13 protein-coding genes and 1 tRNA gene are annotated in these 15,571 nt (G+C 42.4%); 9 read left to right on the top strand and 5 right to left on the bottom strand.

Annotated elements, in window-relative coordinates; translation table 11 throughout:
* Window positions 1-7: 7 nt before the first annotated feature.
* Window positions 8-424 carry a hypothetical protein gene (locus tag AC1DU2_RS04215; RefSeq protein WP_477360665.1) on the top strand — a complete coding sequence of 139 codons (417 nt, stop codon included), beginning with the start codon at window positions 8-10 and terminating at the stop codon, window positions 422-424.
* 125 nt (window positions 425-549) lie between these two features.
* On the opposite strand, the gene AC1DU2_RS04210 is transcribed toward AC1DU2_RS04215, so the two are convergent.
* Window positions 550-912: a hypothetical protein gene (locus AC1DU2_RS04210; RefSeq protein ID WP_477382931.1), complete on the bottom strand. Its 363-nt coding sequence runs from the start codon at window positions 910-912 to the stop codon at window positions 550-552.
* 125 nt (window positions 913-1,037) lie between these two features.
* On the opposite strand from AC1DU2_RS04210, the gene AC1DU2_RS04205 reads away from it, so the two are divergent.
* The gene (locus AC1DU2_RS04205; RefSeq protein WP_477382930.1) at window positions 1,038-1,532 is read left to right on the top strand and encodes a TspO/MBR family protein; all 495 of its coding nucleotides are present in this window, start codon (window positions 1,038-1,040) and stop codon (window positions 1,530-1,532) included.
* A 52-nt stretch (window positions 1,533-1,584) separates the two neighbouring features.
* Window positions 1,585-2,118, top strand: a complete 534-nt coding sequence (locus tag AC1DU2_RS04200) for a hypothetical protein (protein WP_477360659.1) — start codon at window positions 1,585-1,587, stop codon at window positions 2,116-2,118.
* A gap of 243 nt (window positions 2,119-2,361) precedes the next feature.
* On the opposite strand, the gene tamL is transcribed toward AC1DU2_RS04200, so the two are convergent.
* A complete protein-coding gene (gene tamL / locus AC1DU2_RS04195; RefSeq protein WP_477382929.1) occupies window positions 2,362-4,752 on the bottom strand; it encodes a translocation and assembly module lipoprotein TamL in 2,391 nt (796 codons plus the stop codon).
* Between tamL and AC1DU2_RS04190 the strand changes: the two genes are divergently transcribed.
* The 6 genes from AC1DU2_RS04190 to AC1DU2_RS04165 all read left to right on the top strand — a co-directional run bounded on the left by AC1DU2_RS04190 (window position 4,743) and on the right by AC1DU2_RS04165 (window position 9,622).
* Window positions 4,743-5,492 (top strand): TrmH family RNA methyltransferase, encoded by a 750-nt coding sequence (locus AC1DU2_RS04190; RefSeq protein ID WP_477360655.1) that lies wholly within the window; start codon window positions 4,743-4,745, stop codon window positions 5,490-5,492. The two genes, tamL and AC1DU2_RS04190, sit on opposite strands and share 10 nt — an antisense overlap.
* A gap of 50 nt (window positions 5,493-5,542) precedes the next feature.
* Window positions 5,543-5,613 (top strand) — tRNA-Cys (locus tag AC1DU2_RS04185).
* Between the two features lie 33 nt (window positions 5,614-5,646).
* A complete protein-coding gene (locus AC1DU2_RS04180) occupies window positions 5,647-5,820 on the top strand; it encodes a spore protein (protein ID WP_090652361.1) in 174 nt (57 codons plus the stop codon).
* Between the two features lie 250 nt (window positions 5,821-6,070).
* Window positions 6,071-6,769 carry a hypothetical protein gene (locus tag AC1DU2_RS04175; protein ID WP_477382927.1) on the top strand — a complete coding sequence of 233 codons (699 nt, stop codon included), beginning with the start codon at window positions 6,071-6,073 and terminating at the stop codon, window positions 6,767-6,769.
* Between the two features lie 119 nt (window positions 6,770-6,888).
* Entirely contained in the window at window positions 6,889-8,268 is a 1,380-nt protein-coding gene (locus AC1DU2_RS04170; protein ID WP_477360651.1) for a M16 family metallopeptidase, read from the top strand.
* Window positions 8,269-8,284: 16 nt separating this feature from the next.
* Window positions 8,285-9,622 (top strand): M16 family metallopeptidase, encoded by a 1,338-nt coding sequence (locus tag AC1DU2_RS04165; protein ID WP_477360649.1) that lies wholly within the window; start codon window positions 8,285-8,287, stop codon window positions 9,620-9,622.
* Between the two features lie 123 nt (window positions 9,623-9,745).
* Here the strand turns inward: AC1DU2_RS04165 and AC1DU2_RS04160 are convergent, their stop codons facing one another.
* The 3 genes from AC1DU2_RS04160 to AC1DU2_RS04150 all read right to left on the bottom strand — a co-directional run bounded on the left by AC1DU2_RS04160 (window position 9,746) and on the right by AC1DU2_RS04150 (window position 15,455).
* Window positions 9,746-10,843, bottom strand: coding sequence for an AI-2E family transporter (locus tag AC1DU2_RS04160; RefSeq protein ID WP_477382926.1), 1,098 nt, complete (start codon window positions 10,841-10,843; stop codon window positions 9,746-9,748).
* Between the two features lie 150 nt (window positions 10,844-10,993).
* Window positions 10,994-13,426, bottom strand: a complete 2,433-nt coding sequence (galB, locus tag AC1DU2_RS04155) for a beta-galactosidase GalB (protein ID WP_477382925.1) — start codon at window positions 13,424-13,426, stop codon at window positions 10,994-10,996.
* A 667-nt stretch (window positions 13,427-14,093) separates the two neighbouring features.
* Window positions 14,094-15,455 carry a type IX secretion system plug protein gene (locus AC1DU2_RS04150; protein WP_477382924.1) on the bottom strand — a complete coding sequence of 454 codons (1,362 nt, stop codon included), beginning with the start codon at window positions 15,453-15,455 and terminating at the stop codon, window positions 14,094-14,096.
* Window positions 15,456-15,571: the final 116 nt, after the last annotated feature.

The following is a 15,571-nucleotide window of genomic DNA, read 5'->3' as shown; positions in this document are numbered from 1 at the left end:
TAATAAAATGAGATACTTTATCCTGTTATTTGCCGCGCTGGTACTCTGCAGCGTTAGTTCATGTAATAAAGATGGCTTGCCGGGCCCGGCATCTACACAAATAACCGGCAGTTGGCGGTGGGTAAAATCTGTTGGTGGCATTGGTGGGGTTACCCTCACGCCTCAAAACTCGGGTTACTCATTTACCCAGGTTTATGGTGCCGATAGTACTTTTAAAATGTATAAAAAAGATTCGCTTACCTTATCGGGTAAGTTTTCGATAACCAGGAACTATAAATATTCGGCTACCGAAACTTTTGACCTGTTGAAGATTAATAACCAAAACCCTACCGCTTTTATTATCCGCAACGATACCTTATACCAAAACGATATATTCATTTCTGATGGCTTTAGTACTGTTTACGTACGGATTAAGCCAGATTAAAGAAGTTTAAAAGTCATCCGGTAAAGCCATCGGGGGCAACATCCGGGCTCTGCAAGCAAGGCAAACCGATTGTTTTGCAAGCAGGGGGCTGGCTTGGTAGCAATGCCAGGCCAGCATGGCTTTTTTTACACTTCGTCCGGCACAAAATTTATTTCATGGCCGGCATCAAAAGCAACGTAAGCTCGTCGCCATGGCTGGTCATCAACTAATTTCCACTTATGAGCGGTTCCGGTGGTATCCAGGGCAATCAGTATTTCGCCGGGTCGCACAATAAAAGTTTCGCCAGGGCGGGTTTCAAACTCAAGAGTTCCTGATAAGGTTATCACATACTGCTCGGCAGGGGCATTATGCCAATCAAAAAACGAATGTGGCGGCGATTCCTGGAACCTGATGCTTGATGCCTGGTTAAAAAGGCCTTCGGCTACTGTGCCTGTTTGTACATGCGAGTGCCCGTCGGCACCGGTATATAGTTTAAAAGTCTTTATCATTTTATTTTTGCCAACTTTGGCAGTTACCGCTAAACTAACACATTTGTGTTTTTTTAATGCTTGTTTGGATAATCGTATTGTAAATATCCGGCAAACTTATTGCATTTTTGATGGTTAACTAAACGATGATCCCGGCCGTACCCAGAAAGTTTCAATTTTTTCCGTTCCTGATCAGTTTAATAATTACACTGGCCATTGGCTTTGTGGCTTCGCTATTTACACGGCCCGAAATTGCCGGATGGTACAGCACACTTAAAAAGCCATCGTTTAATCCGCCGCCATGGCTGTTTGCGCCGGTGTGGACGGTACTATACATCATGATGGCTACTGCAGCTTACCTGGTGTGGAAACACCGCAGCCGTAAGCCTGTATACATCATAGCACGCAATATTTACTTTACACAACTCGCCTTGAATTTTTCATGGTCGATAGTGTTTTTTGGTTTACACCAGGTAGGGGGGGCACTTATTGTTATCATTTTAATGTGGTTAACTATTATACTAAACATCAACTGGTTTTACAAGTTTAGCAAGGCCGCGGGCCGGTTGTTATGGCCTTATTTGCTTTGGGTAAGTTTTGCCGCGGTACTTAATGCTGCTATTTATTTGCTGAATAAGTAGTGTAAAAAACACTATTTTTATTGCGTACATTTTACTGAAGGTTTATTGACAGATGAAAAAAATATTGCTTTTACTTTGCTTTGTTACAGCAGCCCACAGTTTTGTTTTTGCTGATGCGATAACCATAAATCATTTTGTAGTTAAAGAAAATCCTTTTGCGATTGACCAGGTGGCCATAGTAGCAACCGACACCGCGGGCGTAACGCAGGAGAAAGTGAATGGCCTGTTCACCTTTGTGATGAACGGATTTGAATACCAGCTTAAATTTGAAAAAGGAGTTGCGTTTTATCGCCAAAAAATAGACCGGTCGACGTTTTTGTATGCCAAGCATATGAACGAAACCGGCACCCACGCCATACTTTATTACATATACAAGCACGATAGTAAACTAAGCCCATGGCACATAAGCTGGGTGCTGTTAGTTGCCATACCGCTTATATTAGTTTTGTTGGCTTATATGTTTAAGCGGTTTATTATTATAGCCGTTATCATCTTTTGTATCTTCCTGTATTTTAACTATCACAATAACCTCAGTATCCCAACCTTCTTTGAAAGCATAATTGATGGGCTAAAGAATATGCTTTAGCGAAAGGAGCCAAGAATCAAGAGCCAGGAATCAAGACTTTTTGACAAGGGGCTAAAGGCTTTAATGCTACTGTACAAGCTGCTGCGCATCCGGTGAACTATTTCAAGTCCACGTAGAATATTCGCGATTTTCGAGAAGAGATGGTTTATTGGGATTTTAGATTATTGGGGATCACATAACTATAAACTGAATAGCCTGCCAATCTTCCTAATTCAATAATTCACTAAATCGATAATTCAATAATTAAAAAGGCAGCCCTATCCCGAAGTTTAGCTGCATAAAATTGTAACTATCGCCAACAACGTTGCCTTTGCTATCAACGCCGGTGGCGTTGGCTTTTAGATAAGCCTCTTTAAAGCTTCCCGATTTAAACAGTTCGTCGGCGTGTTTAATAAGTACCCATTGATCGCTGCCGCTAAACTGCGGATCTTTGAACTTGAAGGCCATATCCAGCCTGAATACAAAGAAGCTTAAATCGAACCTTAAGCCGGTGCCTACGCCAATTGCAGTTGACTGCCAAAGGTTATCAAACCTGAACTCGCCATTAGGGCTCTCTGCTTTTTTGCCCAGGCGCCAAACGTTGCCTGCGTCAACAAAAACAGCCCCCTTAAGCTTGGCACCAAAAAAGTTATTGATCAGTTTATAACGGTATTCGGCGTTGGCCACCAATTTTATTTCGCCAAACTGGTCAAGATACTTATAACGGGTACGCCCGGTGGTGTCTGTGCCGTAATATGTCGCCCTGTTAAAATTGCCGGGACCCAATGTGCGCGGCAGCCAGGCGCGCATATCATTGGCGCCGCCGCCGTAAAAGTTTTTTTCAAATATTAACTGATCGCTATTACCATAAGGAACCCCGATGCCAGGATTAATACGAAAAACAAATTGTTTTTCACCCCCCAGTGTACGGTAAAAGCGCATATCGCCTTCAGCTTTAGCATACTGGCTAAAAGTATACCCTAAAAAGGTACGTTTATTATCGGCGTCTCTTGATGTGTTAAAAGTATTGCTTAACAGGCTCAGGAAATTGCCACCTATATCCAGGTTTCCGCGGAAATATAAAAAGTTGCCATAAGAGTTTAACTCAATGGCATTGTATTGAAACGTGTACTGACTGCCTGTTGTGAAAACTGTGCGGCCTATTAATTTTATATAAGCAAACCGGTTATAAGCCAGTAAACTGTCATAGGCGGCAGGATCAATAACCCCTTTTGAAAATTCGATGTTGATAGGGGTAATGGTATGAAGCTTACGGGCAGTTTCATAAAAATCATAGCTTATGGAATTTATAAAGCTTTGGCGTGTAACCAACCCTTTTTGGTAAAATAAAGAGTAATTGGTTGAGAAAGTCGTATGGGGTACGCCAAATTTTCCTAAAAGCGGGAAGTTAAAAGGCGATATAATACGAGGGTAAATTAAATTTGCCCCGGCCCTAAACTCCTGGTTTTGTATATTGTCATTATTGGTAGTGTTTGATCCGTTATCAAACAAAATACTCCAGTTGAGTTTTAGTTGCAGGATTGCTGCCTGGCTAAAAAGATTCCGGTTGGTAAAAGTATTGCCCACATTGTAGCCATACCTGCCGTTGGCAAACAGGAACTCGCCTTCAACCCGGTCTGAATAATGTTTAAGGGGTATTATATCAATTTTTGTATTCAGGCGGTGCGTACTATCAGCCAGTTTTTCATAAGTTGGGTTGGGCACATTACGGAAAACGTTTAACTCCGACAGTCTGGTTGTAGTTAAGGTTTGTTTGTCGATATCAAATAATTGCCCCTTTTTTTGGAAAGTATAATCCGTTACTACCCGCGGTTTAAACCGATGCGAGAAATCAACATATCTGAATTGCGAATCGACCTGCAAAGTATCTGCTTTGCCGGTGGTTTTGCCGTTACTGGCAGATATGGTTATCAGCGTATTATTAATTTTATAAACCGGGTGTTCTGTTTTGCCTGCCGGGTTATCAATCATCATTTTAATATCAACCACGCTGCTGTTGAAGGTAGAATCGTAGGTGAAATTTACATACTGGCGGTAAAAGTCAAAATAGCCGTTACGTTTCATCAGCAGGTAAAGTTCATCGCGGTCATGCGCCAGGCTATCCATGTCAAAACGCCCTCCGGGTTGTATATGCGACATATTGTTGCGGTTGGCGTGGTAAAGGTTGGCAATTTTTTTATCCGGAATGCTATCTACCAGCTTACGGATGTGGAACATCGGGCCTTCTACGGTAGTAAAAACTATTTCGGCGCGTTGCTTTTTGATGATAACGCTATCGGTAACTTTTGCTTTTAAATAACCCCGGTTTTGGATGAACTTTTCCATCTGGAAACGCGAGTATTCAACCAGGTTACTATCAAGTAAAGTAGGGGCCTCGCCTATGTTGCGTTTGCCATGATTGCTAAACCAATAATAAAATTGCAGGTTAAGCTTGTTATTGGGCTGTTGTTCTTTATCAACATAATTTAACGCGGCTTCGGCAAACTGTTCATCAATACCTTTTATGGTAATTTTACGCACCAGGGTTTGATTTTTGCTGATGCCACGGGTTAGGCTACAGCCCGAGCCGATTATGAGCAGTAAAATACTTAATATTGCAAGACGGTAACCAGCAGGTTTTTTGTATGCTTTCAAAATCACAAATCAGTTTATTAACATCCTTACAACATAAAAAATTTCGCAGGGAGCATGGTTTTTTCCTGGTTGAAGGCTATAAATCAGTTGTTGAATTTACAGGTTCACGTTACCAGGTTGATACGGTATACCATACCGGCGCAATTGCCCCAAAAATGCTGAATTTATCCCGAAAAATAAACTTTCAAGAGATTTCGGTGAAGGATATCGAAAAAATCAGCACTTTGAAAACGCCGCAGGAGGTAATTGGTTTGGTTAAAATACCAATATGGCCAACTTTAAATTACGATAGCCTTAAACAAAGGTTTTCTTTAGTGTTGGATAATATACAGGACCCCGGCAATATGGGTACCATTATCCGCACTGCCGATTGGTTTGGTATTAATGACATCATATGCAGCGAGGATACCGTTGACGTATACAACCCCAAAGTAGTACAGGCCACCATGGGCTCGTTGGCGCGGGTAAATGTGCATTATACCACGCTGGCGCAGGCCCTGCAACAAATTAAATTGCCGATATTTGGGGCGATGCTGGATGGAGAGAATATTTACAATACCACTTTTGGCGACGAGGGATTATTGGTGATGGGCAACGAAGGCAACGGCATAAGCGCTGATATTGAGCGGTTAATAACCACTAAAATAACCATCCCGAGGGCGGGCCAGGCCGAGTCATTGAATGTGGCAATAGCCACTGCCATACTGTGTTCTGAAATAAAAAGAAATTCAATGAAATAAATATTGGCTTTGCAATAAATAAATTACTATTTTTGCAATCCTAAAATTAGGGTCGGGTGGCCGAGTGGCTAGGCAGAGGTCTGCAAAACCTTTTACAGCGGTTCGAATCCGCTCCCGACCTCAAGGGTATTAAAAACATTAAAATAACAACACCATGGGCGTTACACGTTTAAAAAGAAAAGATAGAAAAAACAAAACTACTTCACGTTTAGAAGTTCAGTTTTTAAAACTGGCTACTAACCTTGAGTACGGAAGCCGTTCTGCCGAGAAAAAAGGCAACCAAATCCAAAAAAACAACGAAGCTTTGGCTATCGCTGCCGGTAAATAATCTATCTGTTTTAAGGCGCCTGGCGCTTAAAAAGATCTTATAAATCCTGCTGGTTTCAGAAACCGGTGGGATTTTTTTATTGGGCGAAATTTTTCTGGCCCGGATTTTCCTGGCAATAGTTACGGGATTTTATCCATTTATCCACCTAACAAAAATTTTGCAAATGCTGCCAGATGTTGAATCGCGCAGCCCTCTTGAACACCTTTAAAAAATGAGCATGAGTGAAAAATCGTGTTTATCTTTGCCCACTATGAAAAATCTATCTGTATATATATTATCGGTTGTCTTGCTGGCATCCGCCTGTACAAAAAAAGACGTTGCTTATTACAGTATATCCAAGGTAACCAAATCAGATACTGCCAGTAAGGTTATCGTTAATATTAAAACCCGGCTTACTAAAGAACAACTGCTTGGCATCGCCGGAAAAATAAAATCGGACAGTGCTGCTTTGCCCAACCTGCAACTGTGCTACATGCTACCCGGCCATAATGATAAAAATACCGGGTCGAATAATTTTTACGCGATTGCCAAGTATCCCAGCGCCCAAACGGCAACCATGCAGGATACTTTAAAAGATTCGGAAGGCAACGTGGTAAGGCTAAAAATAACCGGCGTATCTGCCCAGATGGCCCAAAAGCTTATCAGTTTCCATCCAAAGGAATTAAAGGACCAAAACTTTTTCGGCCACTTTATTGATGATAACAACCATACCGTCATCATTCCCTTCAGGGATTTAACAGACCCGAAAAAGGAATTTTACATCCTGGAATTAGATACAACCGGCAAAGTGGTATCTGCAACTATCCCAACTGTGGTTACTAAGGATGGTATCGAAAAATGGTTTGTTACCGACCGCGGAGATTATATCACCATAAAAGATAGCATACTTACCCAATATTCCATCGATGATTTGGGCGTGCCTTACAATAGTATCAAATCGGGCTTGTAATAATATCTGTGATCGCTTTACTCGTTTTAACTAAAAACTAAGTTAAAAAAGGATAAATTTTTCCTTTTCATAATTTATACCAATATATTTATAGTGTTTAAAACATTATTAATATATCTATGACCCAAAATCTTATTAAAACCTTAACACTGAGTGTTATTGGGGTTTTTAGCTTTTGCCTTGCAATCGCCCAGCCTCGCCTGCCGGAAGGTTACTTCTGGAAAAAACTTCCAAACGGACTGGAAGTTGTTGTTATTGAAAACAGCAAAGTGCCTTTGGCTACCATCGAAATTGCCGTAAAAAACGGTGCTTATACCGAAGGCCCGGAATTTAGCGGCCTGTCGCATATGTTCGAGCATATGTTTTTTAAAGCCAATAAAGATTATCCTGACCAGGCATCGTTCCTGAAACGTACGCAAGAACTTGGCGCCATATGGAATGGCACAACCGATGTGGAGCGTGTAAACTACTTTTTTACTTTTGACAGGGATAGCCTTAGCGCCGGTTTAAAATTCATGAACGCCGCCATTCGTTTCCCTATTTACCGCGAAGAGGACATGAAAAAAGAGCGCCCCGTTGTTGATGGGGAGTTCCAGCGTGCCGAAAGCGATCCGGGTTTCCAGTTGTGGTATGGTATTCAGCAAAAATTATGGGGCGACCTTATCACCCGAAAAAACCCAATCGGGATTCACGAAGTGATTAACACCGCTACACCCGAGAAAATGATGGTTATTAAAAACAAATATTATTTCCCTAACAACAGCTTGCTTACCATTTGCGGCGACGTAAAGCATGACGCAGCTTTTGCCATGGCCGAAAAAATATTTGGCGATTGGGAAAGCAGTGGCTTCAATCCGCACGAAAAATACCCTATCCCGCCGTTTAAGCCATTAACCAAAAAGGAATATTTTATTAAAGAAACTACCATAGCGCAAACACCATCGATGCAAATTTCATGGCAAGGCCCATCATACCTTACCGATTCTGCATCTACCGTAGCTGCAGATTTGTTTGGTACCATTGTAGGTTTAAACTCATCAAAACTACAGCAGGCTTTGGTTGATAAAGGTTTGGCCAGCAGCATTTATGTAAGCTACACAACCAGCAAATATGTTGGCCCAATTGATATGGGTATTGAGCCGAACCCTACCAAGCTTAAAGAGTGCTATGACGAGGTAATAAACCAGATAAGCCTATGGGCAAAAGACGATTACTACACCGATGAGCAGCTGAAAGACGCGAAGGCTATTTTATTGCGTAACAGCATTCACCGTAAAGAAAAACCATCAACCCTGGCCAGCCAGTTAAGTTACCAATGGTGCAGCACATCGCTTAATTTTGCTACCGACCTGGATAGCAATTACCAGAAAGTAACCCGTGCCGATATCAAGAAATTTGTGGATACCTACATTATCGGCAAGCCATATGCGGCCGGCTTAATTATATCGCCCGATTTGAGTAAACAACTGAATGCAGCTTCATTTTTTGTAGCTAAGTAATTTAAAAGATCTTATCATGATGAAGAAATATATGTTCGGCCTGCTGATTGTAGCGGCGATAGGAAATATAAAAACGGTACAGGCACAAAAAGCAGCTTACGAAACATCGGTTGATGGCGTTAAGGTAATTGTACAGCCAAGCGGCAACGATATTGTAGAGATACAAACCATTATTAAAGGTGGCGTACAAAATTATACTGCCGAAAAAATGGGTATCGAATCGATGGCTATGAATGCCCTGACCGAATGCGGTACCGTTAAGCACGATAAAAACGCATTTAAGGATATCCTGGATAAAGTTAGTTCAACCATTTATGGTTATAGCAACAAAAACTTTTCGGTAGTACGCATGAACTGTATTAAAAGCGACTTGGATGTGGTTTGGCCGCTATATGTTGAGGCCATGACCCAGCCGCGTTTTGATGCCAAGGAGTTTGCCCGTATTAAAACAGACGCTATTACCCAGTTAAAAAGCCTGGATTCGAGGCCGGATAACGCTATTGACAAATTTGCAGATAAAGTTGCCTTTGTTAATCGCGACTATGCCAAAGACCCTATGGGTACAGTGGATATCCTGACCAAGTTAACTCCTGAGGAGACTAAAGCTTATTATAGCTCAATCTTCACCAAATCGCGTTTGCTTATTGTTGTAGTGGCCGATCTTGACCAGGCTACTATCGAGGCTAAAGTAAAAGCGATGCTGGATGGTGTTAAAAAAGGCCCTGCCTTTACCTTCAAAAAAGCGTCATTTAAAGTTTACAAAAACAGCATTAATGTAGAGCAGCGCGATTTGGCTACCAACTATGTGGAAGGTATCACCAGCGGCCCTATACCTGGTACAGAAGATTTTGACGCCTTTAACGTGGCCATGCGAATTTTTGCTAACCGCCATTTTTTAGATGTGCGTACCAATAACGGTTTATCATACGCACCGCAGGCCTGGTTTAGTGTTGGGCAAACGTCAACCGCCCGCTTCTCGGTATCAACCACCCAACCGGATAAATATATAGCTGTATTTGATAAACTTGTTGATAAAGTTAAAACAGAAGGGTTTAAACCCGAAGAAGTAGCCAACATGAAGGTTACCTACCTAACCGGTTTTTACTATAAAAACGAAACCAACAGTGCCCAGGCGTCATCTATAGCATCAAACGAAGTGTTATTTGATAACTGGAAACGCTCATTAACTTTGGTTGATGATGTTAAAAAATTAACCGTAGAGCAGGTTAACAACGCCTTTAAAACCTACATCAACAATATTGTGTGGGTGTACCAAGGCGACCCTAAAAAAGTGAACCAGGTTTTATACATCAACGGAACCTTGAATAAAGGCGAAAATGGTGTCAGCCATTAATTTAAGTCAAAATTAAAAAATCAAAAGTCAAAATTGCATAGCGATTTTGGCTTTTGATTTTTATCCCCTCCATTACATAGATCGCTTTGCTTCTTTTTTGAATTTTTACTTTTGAATTTTGACTTACTCGGTCGGCAAAATAACTTTCTTCCTCCTTTTCCATATCTCACCCTTGTGGCGGGTGGGTACGGTATCACCAAGTAGTTTGCCCCATGGTTTAAGGCCATCTATCCGGTCGAAAATAATTTTAAGTACTGCCAGGAAGGGAATGGAAAGAAACATGCCAGATAGTCCCCATAGCATGTTACCCAAAAACACCACGATTATAGACATGAGCGCGTTGATCTGAACCTTTGATGATACGATATTTGGCACCAGGATATTGTTGTCAATAAACTGGATTACCATGTAGGCCCCAATTACGCCCAATTGCGTGGTGTAGCCATCTTTGGTGACCGTAGCCATCAATACGGGCAAGGCTATGGCAATAATACCGCCTAAGTAAGGCACCAGGTTAAGGATAGCGCCAATAACCCCAATCAGGATACCATATTTTACGCCAAGCAGGATAAGTGCCAGTGAATTCAGCGCGGCCACAATTATCATCTCAATTAACAAACCTATAATATAGCTTTGTACAGCTGCTTTGGTTTCATGTAAAACGTCGGCTACGCGTTTGGAGTTTTCCTCAGAAAATACTTCGTAAAAAAAGTTGAGCAGCAAAGTTTTGTAATACAGTACCAGGAAAACATAAACCGGTATAATAAATACCAACCCAAAGATTCCTAATACCGAACCCAGGGTACTGCCCAATAGCGATTGGCTGTTATTCATTGCCTCTTTAATAAGCAGATTTTGTTTTTGTATGGGATAACCAAACGTTGTTGCCACCCATGTTTGCGCCGAAGCCGATATACTTGCAAATTTTTGCTTCAGCACGGGCAGCGAATCGCCAAACTGGATTATTTGGGTAGATAGAAAATAAAATAACCCGGCTATGGCTATGGATGCCAATAACAAGGTAATGGAAATAGCTAACGCTTTAGGTACCTTTTTCTTTTCCAGCCAATTGCAAACCGGGTTCAACAAAATGGCGATGAATAAGGCGTAAGCTATCGGTACAAAAACATCGGCCAGTTGGTAAAATATATAAACCAATAAAATGAGCCCGAACATGATAACGGTGCTCTTAAGATAAAACGGGTATTCTTTGGCAGGCATAAACAAGGTAATAAAGTATTACCAATTAATGGGTTAACCGGCCAATTGTTTTACGGGACAGTAAATGTTTATGCATTTAAAATAAAAATGTCATTGCCTTTGGTCTAACAAAAGCAATGACACATGTATATTTCTTTAGATTGCGGTTGGCTACTTCGCAGTCAAGGTAATTGTAGCAGCAGGCAAGCCTTTGGATGTTGCTGTAAATGTAACTGCTCCCGCTTTTTCCTTTGCCTGTACAATGGCCAGTGCTAAGCCATGGAAAGCTTTACGGTACGATACCTTGAAGGAATCGTGTGTAACAGGATCGCCGTTATCAACGCTGGCAACAAAGGCCGGACCGTTTATTTTAAAGTCGACCAGGTTATCTGCATCTGGCACCACGTTGCCATCTTTATCCAATATTTTTACGGTGATGAACGACAGATCTTTTCCGTCGGCTTTGATCAGCTTACGGTCGGCCGATAGTTCAATCTTAGCCGGCTCGCCGGCGGTATGGATAAGTTTGGTTAACACCACTTTGCCATCCTTACGTGAAACGGCTTTCAGCGTACCTGGCTCATATTTAACACGCCACATGATGTGCAGGTCGTTGCCGGTTTTCTTTTTGGTGCCTAATGATTTTCCATTCAGGAAAAGCTCCACTTCATCGGCATTGTTGTAATACGCCCAAACGTCAACCATCTTGCCCGGAGTCCAGTTCCAATGCGGGAAGATATGCAGTACCGGTTTGTTTGTCCACTCGCTTTGATACATGTAGTACACATCCTTAGGGAAGCCGGCCAAATCAACAATACCAAAGTACGAACTGCGCGACGGCCAGCTATATGGTGTAGGTTCGCCTAAATAATCAAAGCCTGTCCAGATGAACATCCCCGAAAGGAAATCATATTTTTTCATCACTTTCCAGGTCATCTCATGGGTCGATCCCCATGGTGGTCGTACGTTGTCATAAGCCGATACGTTATTACCTTCTCTTTCAAATGGCTTATCCCATCTTTCGGGCCATACACGGATGCTATCTGATGGCATTTCGTAATAGCCACGCGTTTCCAGGCCCGAAGTAGTTTCAGTAGCTATGAATTTTTTACCTGGGTAGCGGTCATGAAAACCGGCATATTCAAATTCGTGATAGTTATAACCTACCAGGTCTAAAGCGCCCGAAGCTATGATCTTATTTTTTGCATCCGGGTTATTATTAGCTGCCGTAATAGGGCGGGTAGTATCAAGGCTATGCACTATGGCAGCAAGCTCCGGTGCTATCCTTAACGCAGTGGTATCATGCTGTTGCGGAATTTCGTTACCAATACTCCATATCATTACGCTGGGGTGGTTACGGTCGCGCAGTACCTGGTCTTCCAGGTCGCGTTTATGCCATTCTTTAAAAAACAGGTGATAATCGTATTTAACCTTTTCCCATTCCCAGCAATCAAAAGCTTCGTCCATTACAATGAAACCCATTTTATCGCAAAGGTCAAGCAACTCCGGCGCCGGTGGATTGTGCGAGGTACGGATACCATTACAACCCATCGCTTTTAATATCTGTAGCTGACGCTCCAATGCACGCGTGTTGATGGCCGCGCCAAGGCTGCCCAGGTCATGGTGATCGCACACGCCTAAAATTTTCATGGCTTTACCATTTAAACTAAAGCCTTTATCCACATCAAAATTAAAATAACGGATGCCTACTGGAGTAGTATACTCGTCGATAACGGTTTTGCCAGATAATATCTGCGTAACCGCTTTGTATAAATAAGGCTTATCAACACTCCATAAAGTTGGGTTTTTTACTGCAAGGGTGGTACTTGTTTCAAATACAGTATCCTGCAATTGTGTTTTAGATGGTATCGCTCCGCCGCCGGCAACTGCTTTGCCAAGAGCATCATATAACGTAGTTTTTACAGACAGTGCGGCAGAAGATGATCCGTTTTTTACGCTTACTTTGATATTAACTTTTGCTGATGCATTGCTTACATCTGTAGTGGTTACAAAAGTACCCCAATGATTAATTGCAGTTTTAGCGGTAGTAACCAGCCATACATTCCGGTAAATACCAGAACCGGAATACCAGCGCGAATTTGGCTGAACAGAATTATCAACCTTAACAGCGATAACGTTATTACCGCCAAAGTTTAGGTACGGAGTTAACTCATAACGGAACGAGATATAACCATTTGGCCTGAAACCAAGCAGGTGCCCGTTAATCCACACTTTGCTTTTTTGGTAAACACCGTCAAAATCAATGTATACCAATTTGCCTTTTGATGATGCCGGAACAGTAAATGATTTACGGTACCAGCCTATACCACCCGGCAGTGCGCCGCCTTCGGGCGTTGCAGGATTATCTTTGCTGAATTTGCCTTCAACGCTCCAGTCATGCGGCAGGTTAAGGCTGCGCCATTTGGTATCGCTGGTGGCGGGCTTTTCGGCATCAGCTACCTCGCCCAGGTTAAAGCGCCAGCCCTTGTCAAAATCAAGTGTTTGACGGGTTTGCTGGCCAAAGGTTTTGGCGCTAAAAAACAGCGCGATAAGCAACAAGCCACTAAGCTTAATGACCTTTGAAGAAGATTTTATAGCGTACATAAAGGCAATAATTGGATTAATTGTAATTACGACACTAAATTATAAATAATTGTGGGATTTGGAAATAAAGAGCCTGTTATCCCAGGACAAACGCATGTAATTGGGTTAACATAACTTAACATATTTTAGATAAAAAATTTATAAATAATTGATAATCAATATTTTATATTTTAACATGGTTAACACGAAACTGATCGCGTAATTTAGGCGCATCCAAATATTTGTGCCTGTTTTTGGCCAACACAAGTCCCTTCGGTAGCCGGATCATTTAACCTGTATCAGCCAATAAAAACAAGGTGCTATTTGATACTTATATCTTCCCGACGACATAAGCTTATTCCATTAGCTATTTTGACGCTCTTGCCTTGTGTTATCCTGAGTTGTAAAATTTCGCGAAATTCTGAAGGGGAAATGACATACTAAAGAGCGTTGTCGTGCTGAGCCTGTCGAAGTATAGCGGGCAAAGGCCTCTCCACGCGACCCTTCGACAGGCTCAGGGTGACAGGCCCACGCGCCTCGAAAAGAAAATATGTCATGGGTAGGTACCACCTGGCTACTCGCAGACTTTTCAAAGCTGCTATGCACGGCATAGAATAGATTCTTCGTACCTCAGAATGACAGTGGTATAAACTAAAACGGACGGGAGATGTTGTATGATTTTTAACGATTACTTCTTTACCGTATTCACCATACTAAAGCCTACCAGCTCGTCCCAGCGGGCCGTTGGGGGGCGGTAGTAAACCAGTAGCTGGTAATCATTTTCGGTTTCAAAATGGCTGCCTTCAATGGGTACATCGTCGGCTTTTTTGGTTGCGTTATCAACCCAAACATATTCGTAATCATATACGCCCTGCTTTAGCAACAGGTTGATATAATAGCGGCCATTCTCGTCGCGCGTAAGTTTGCTGCGTTCGTCAATTTTGTAATCGTTAAACATGCCTACAATATATGGCGTACCATCGTTTCCGGTGGTATTTGCGGCCAGGCTAAAATACACGCGGGCATAATCAGCATCGCTACGTGGGTCGCTGCCGTCCTGGTTCAGGATATAAAACTTGCCGTTATTATCAAAGTACTGCACATAGTTGGGGTTATTGCGCCATGGGTCGCCAATAAGCACCACTATGTTGGCGGTATTCTTATAAATCCTGGCCACCCTTTGCGAATTGAGCTTAAGCGTCCGCAAATCAAACAGCCTGAATTCGTTACGGCCCGGGAAGTCGTTAATAGCTACATCATTATAAACCAACGAAGTGCCGCGGATGTTGGTAGGACGGGTATTTAAAATGCCTGTTGATGTACGTGCATTTTGCATTACAAAAACCCGGATATCATAGGATGGATTTTGCACCCTGAGACTGCCATAGTCGACAGTGAAGTTTAACTTTTGATTGGTTTGCCGGGTTTGCGTGCTTGGCGAAGCAAGCGTATTGGCGGCAATTGAAACTTTTTGGCCTACCACGTATAAGCGACGGGTTAGGATTAGTTTGGATTGATCGCCATCCTCATAAACCTTCAGGATGTAATTGCCGGATATTTTGGGCGCGATATTGTCATTGGGGATCTGCTGCTCGTAATGGGTATATTTTTGAAATGTACCTATAGAGTAGCTGAAGGTATAAAACCTATCGTCCTGGAAACTTTGCAGGTACTCGGCCGGCGAAAGGTTTGAAGAGTTCCAGTTGGCATCACAATGCTCAATAGTGTAATTGTAATTGCGGGTACCGCCACGCAGGTCATCAAAAGCCAAAAGCACTTTATCATCGCTGCCCAGGTTTATAACCGGGAATGGCTGCTTGCCTGTGCCGTTAAACTCCACACTTTTAATAGCAGGGTTGTAAACATTGTTATCGTAAGGGGATTGGGCAAATGCCCGAACTGAGATGCAGGTAAAGAGGAATAAGTAAACCAGCCTAAAAAACCACGCGTCATTGCGATGTACGAAGCAATCCCCGATATGCAAACCGGCCTTGCAAGGTTGCCCTGTATAGTTGGGGATTGCTTCGTGCCTCGCAATGACGGGTTTCATAGATGATTAGTTTATAATACTATGTCATTGCGAGCGCAGCGTGGCAACCTCTTCGGGTGCAAAACGAATATGCACAATTCGCGATTGCTTCTTTCCTCGCAATGACATGTTTTTGG

This window comes from Mucilaginibacter sp. P4_C11, from assembly GCF_056402115.1.
Note: the sequence above shows the minus strand (reverse complement) of the source record. Positions and strands in the feature narration are given on the sequence as shown.

Excerpts from the sequence above, each read along its gene's own strand:
- AC1DU2_RS04175 (WP_477382927.1), top strand. The coding sequence starts at position 6,071 with ATGAAAAATCTATCTGTATATATATTATCGGTTGTCTTGCTGGCATCC.
- AC1DU2_RS04210 (WP_477382931.1), bottom strand. The coding sequence starts at position 912 with ATGATAAAGACTTTTAAACTATATACCGGTGCCGACGGGCACTCGCAT.
- AC1DU2_RS04160 (WP_477382926.1), bottom strand. The coding sequence starts at position 10,843 with ATGCCTGCCAAAGAATACCCGTTTTATCTTAAGAGCACCGTTATCATG.
- AC1DU2_RS04165 (WP_477360649.1), top strand. The coding sequence starts at position 8,285 with ATGATGAAGAAATATATGTTCGGCCTGCTGATTGTAGCGGCGATAGGA.
- AC1DU2_RS04215 (WP_477360665.1), top strand. The coding sequence starts at position 8 with ATGAGATACTTTATCCTGTTATTTGCCGCGCTGGTACTCTGCAGCGTT.
- galB (WP_477382925.1), bottom strand. The coding sequence starts at position 13,426 with ATGTACGCTATAAAATCTTCTTCAAAGGTCATTAAGCTTAGTGGCTTG.
- AC1DU2_RS04180 (WP_090652361.1), top strand. The coding sequence starts at position 5,647 with ATGGGCGTTACACGTTTAAAAAGAAAAGATAGAAAAAACAAAACTACT.
- AC1DU2_RS04150 (WP_477382924.1), bottom strand. The coding sequence starts at position 15,455 with ATGAAACCCGTCATTGCGAGGCACGAAGCAATCCCCAACTATACAGGG.
- AC1DU2_RS04190 (WP_477360655.1), top strand. The coding sequence starts at position 4,743 with ATGCTTTCAAAATCACAAATCAGTTTATTAACATCCTTACAACATAAA.
- AC1DU2_RS04205 (WP_477382930.1), top strand. The coding sequence starts at position 1,038 with ATGATCCCGGCCGTACCCAGAAAGTTTCAATTTTTTCCGTTCCTGATC.
- AC1DU2_RS04170 (WP_477360651.1), top strand. The coding sequence starts at position 6,889 with ATGACCCAAAATCTTATTAAAACCTTAACACTGAGTGTTATTGGGGTT.
- AC1DU2_RS04200 (WP_477360659.1), top strand. The coding sequence starts at position 1,585 with ATGAAAAAAATATTGCTTTTACTTTGCTTTGTTACAGCAGCCCACAGT.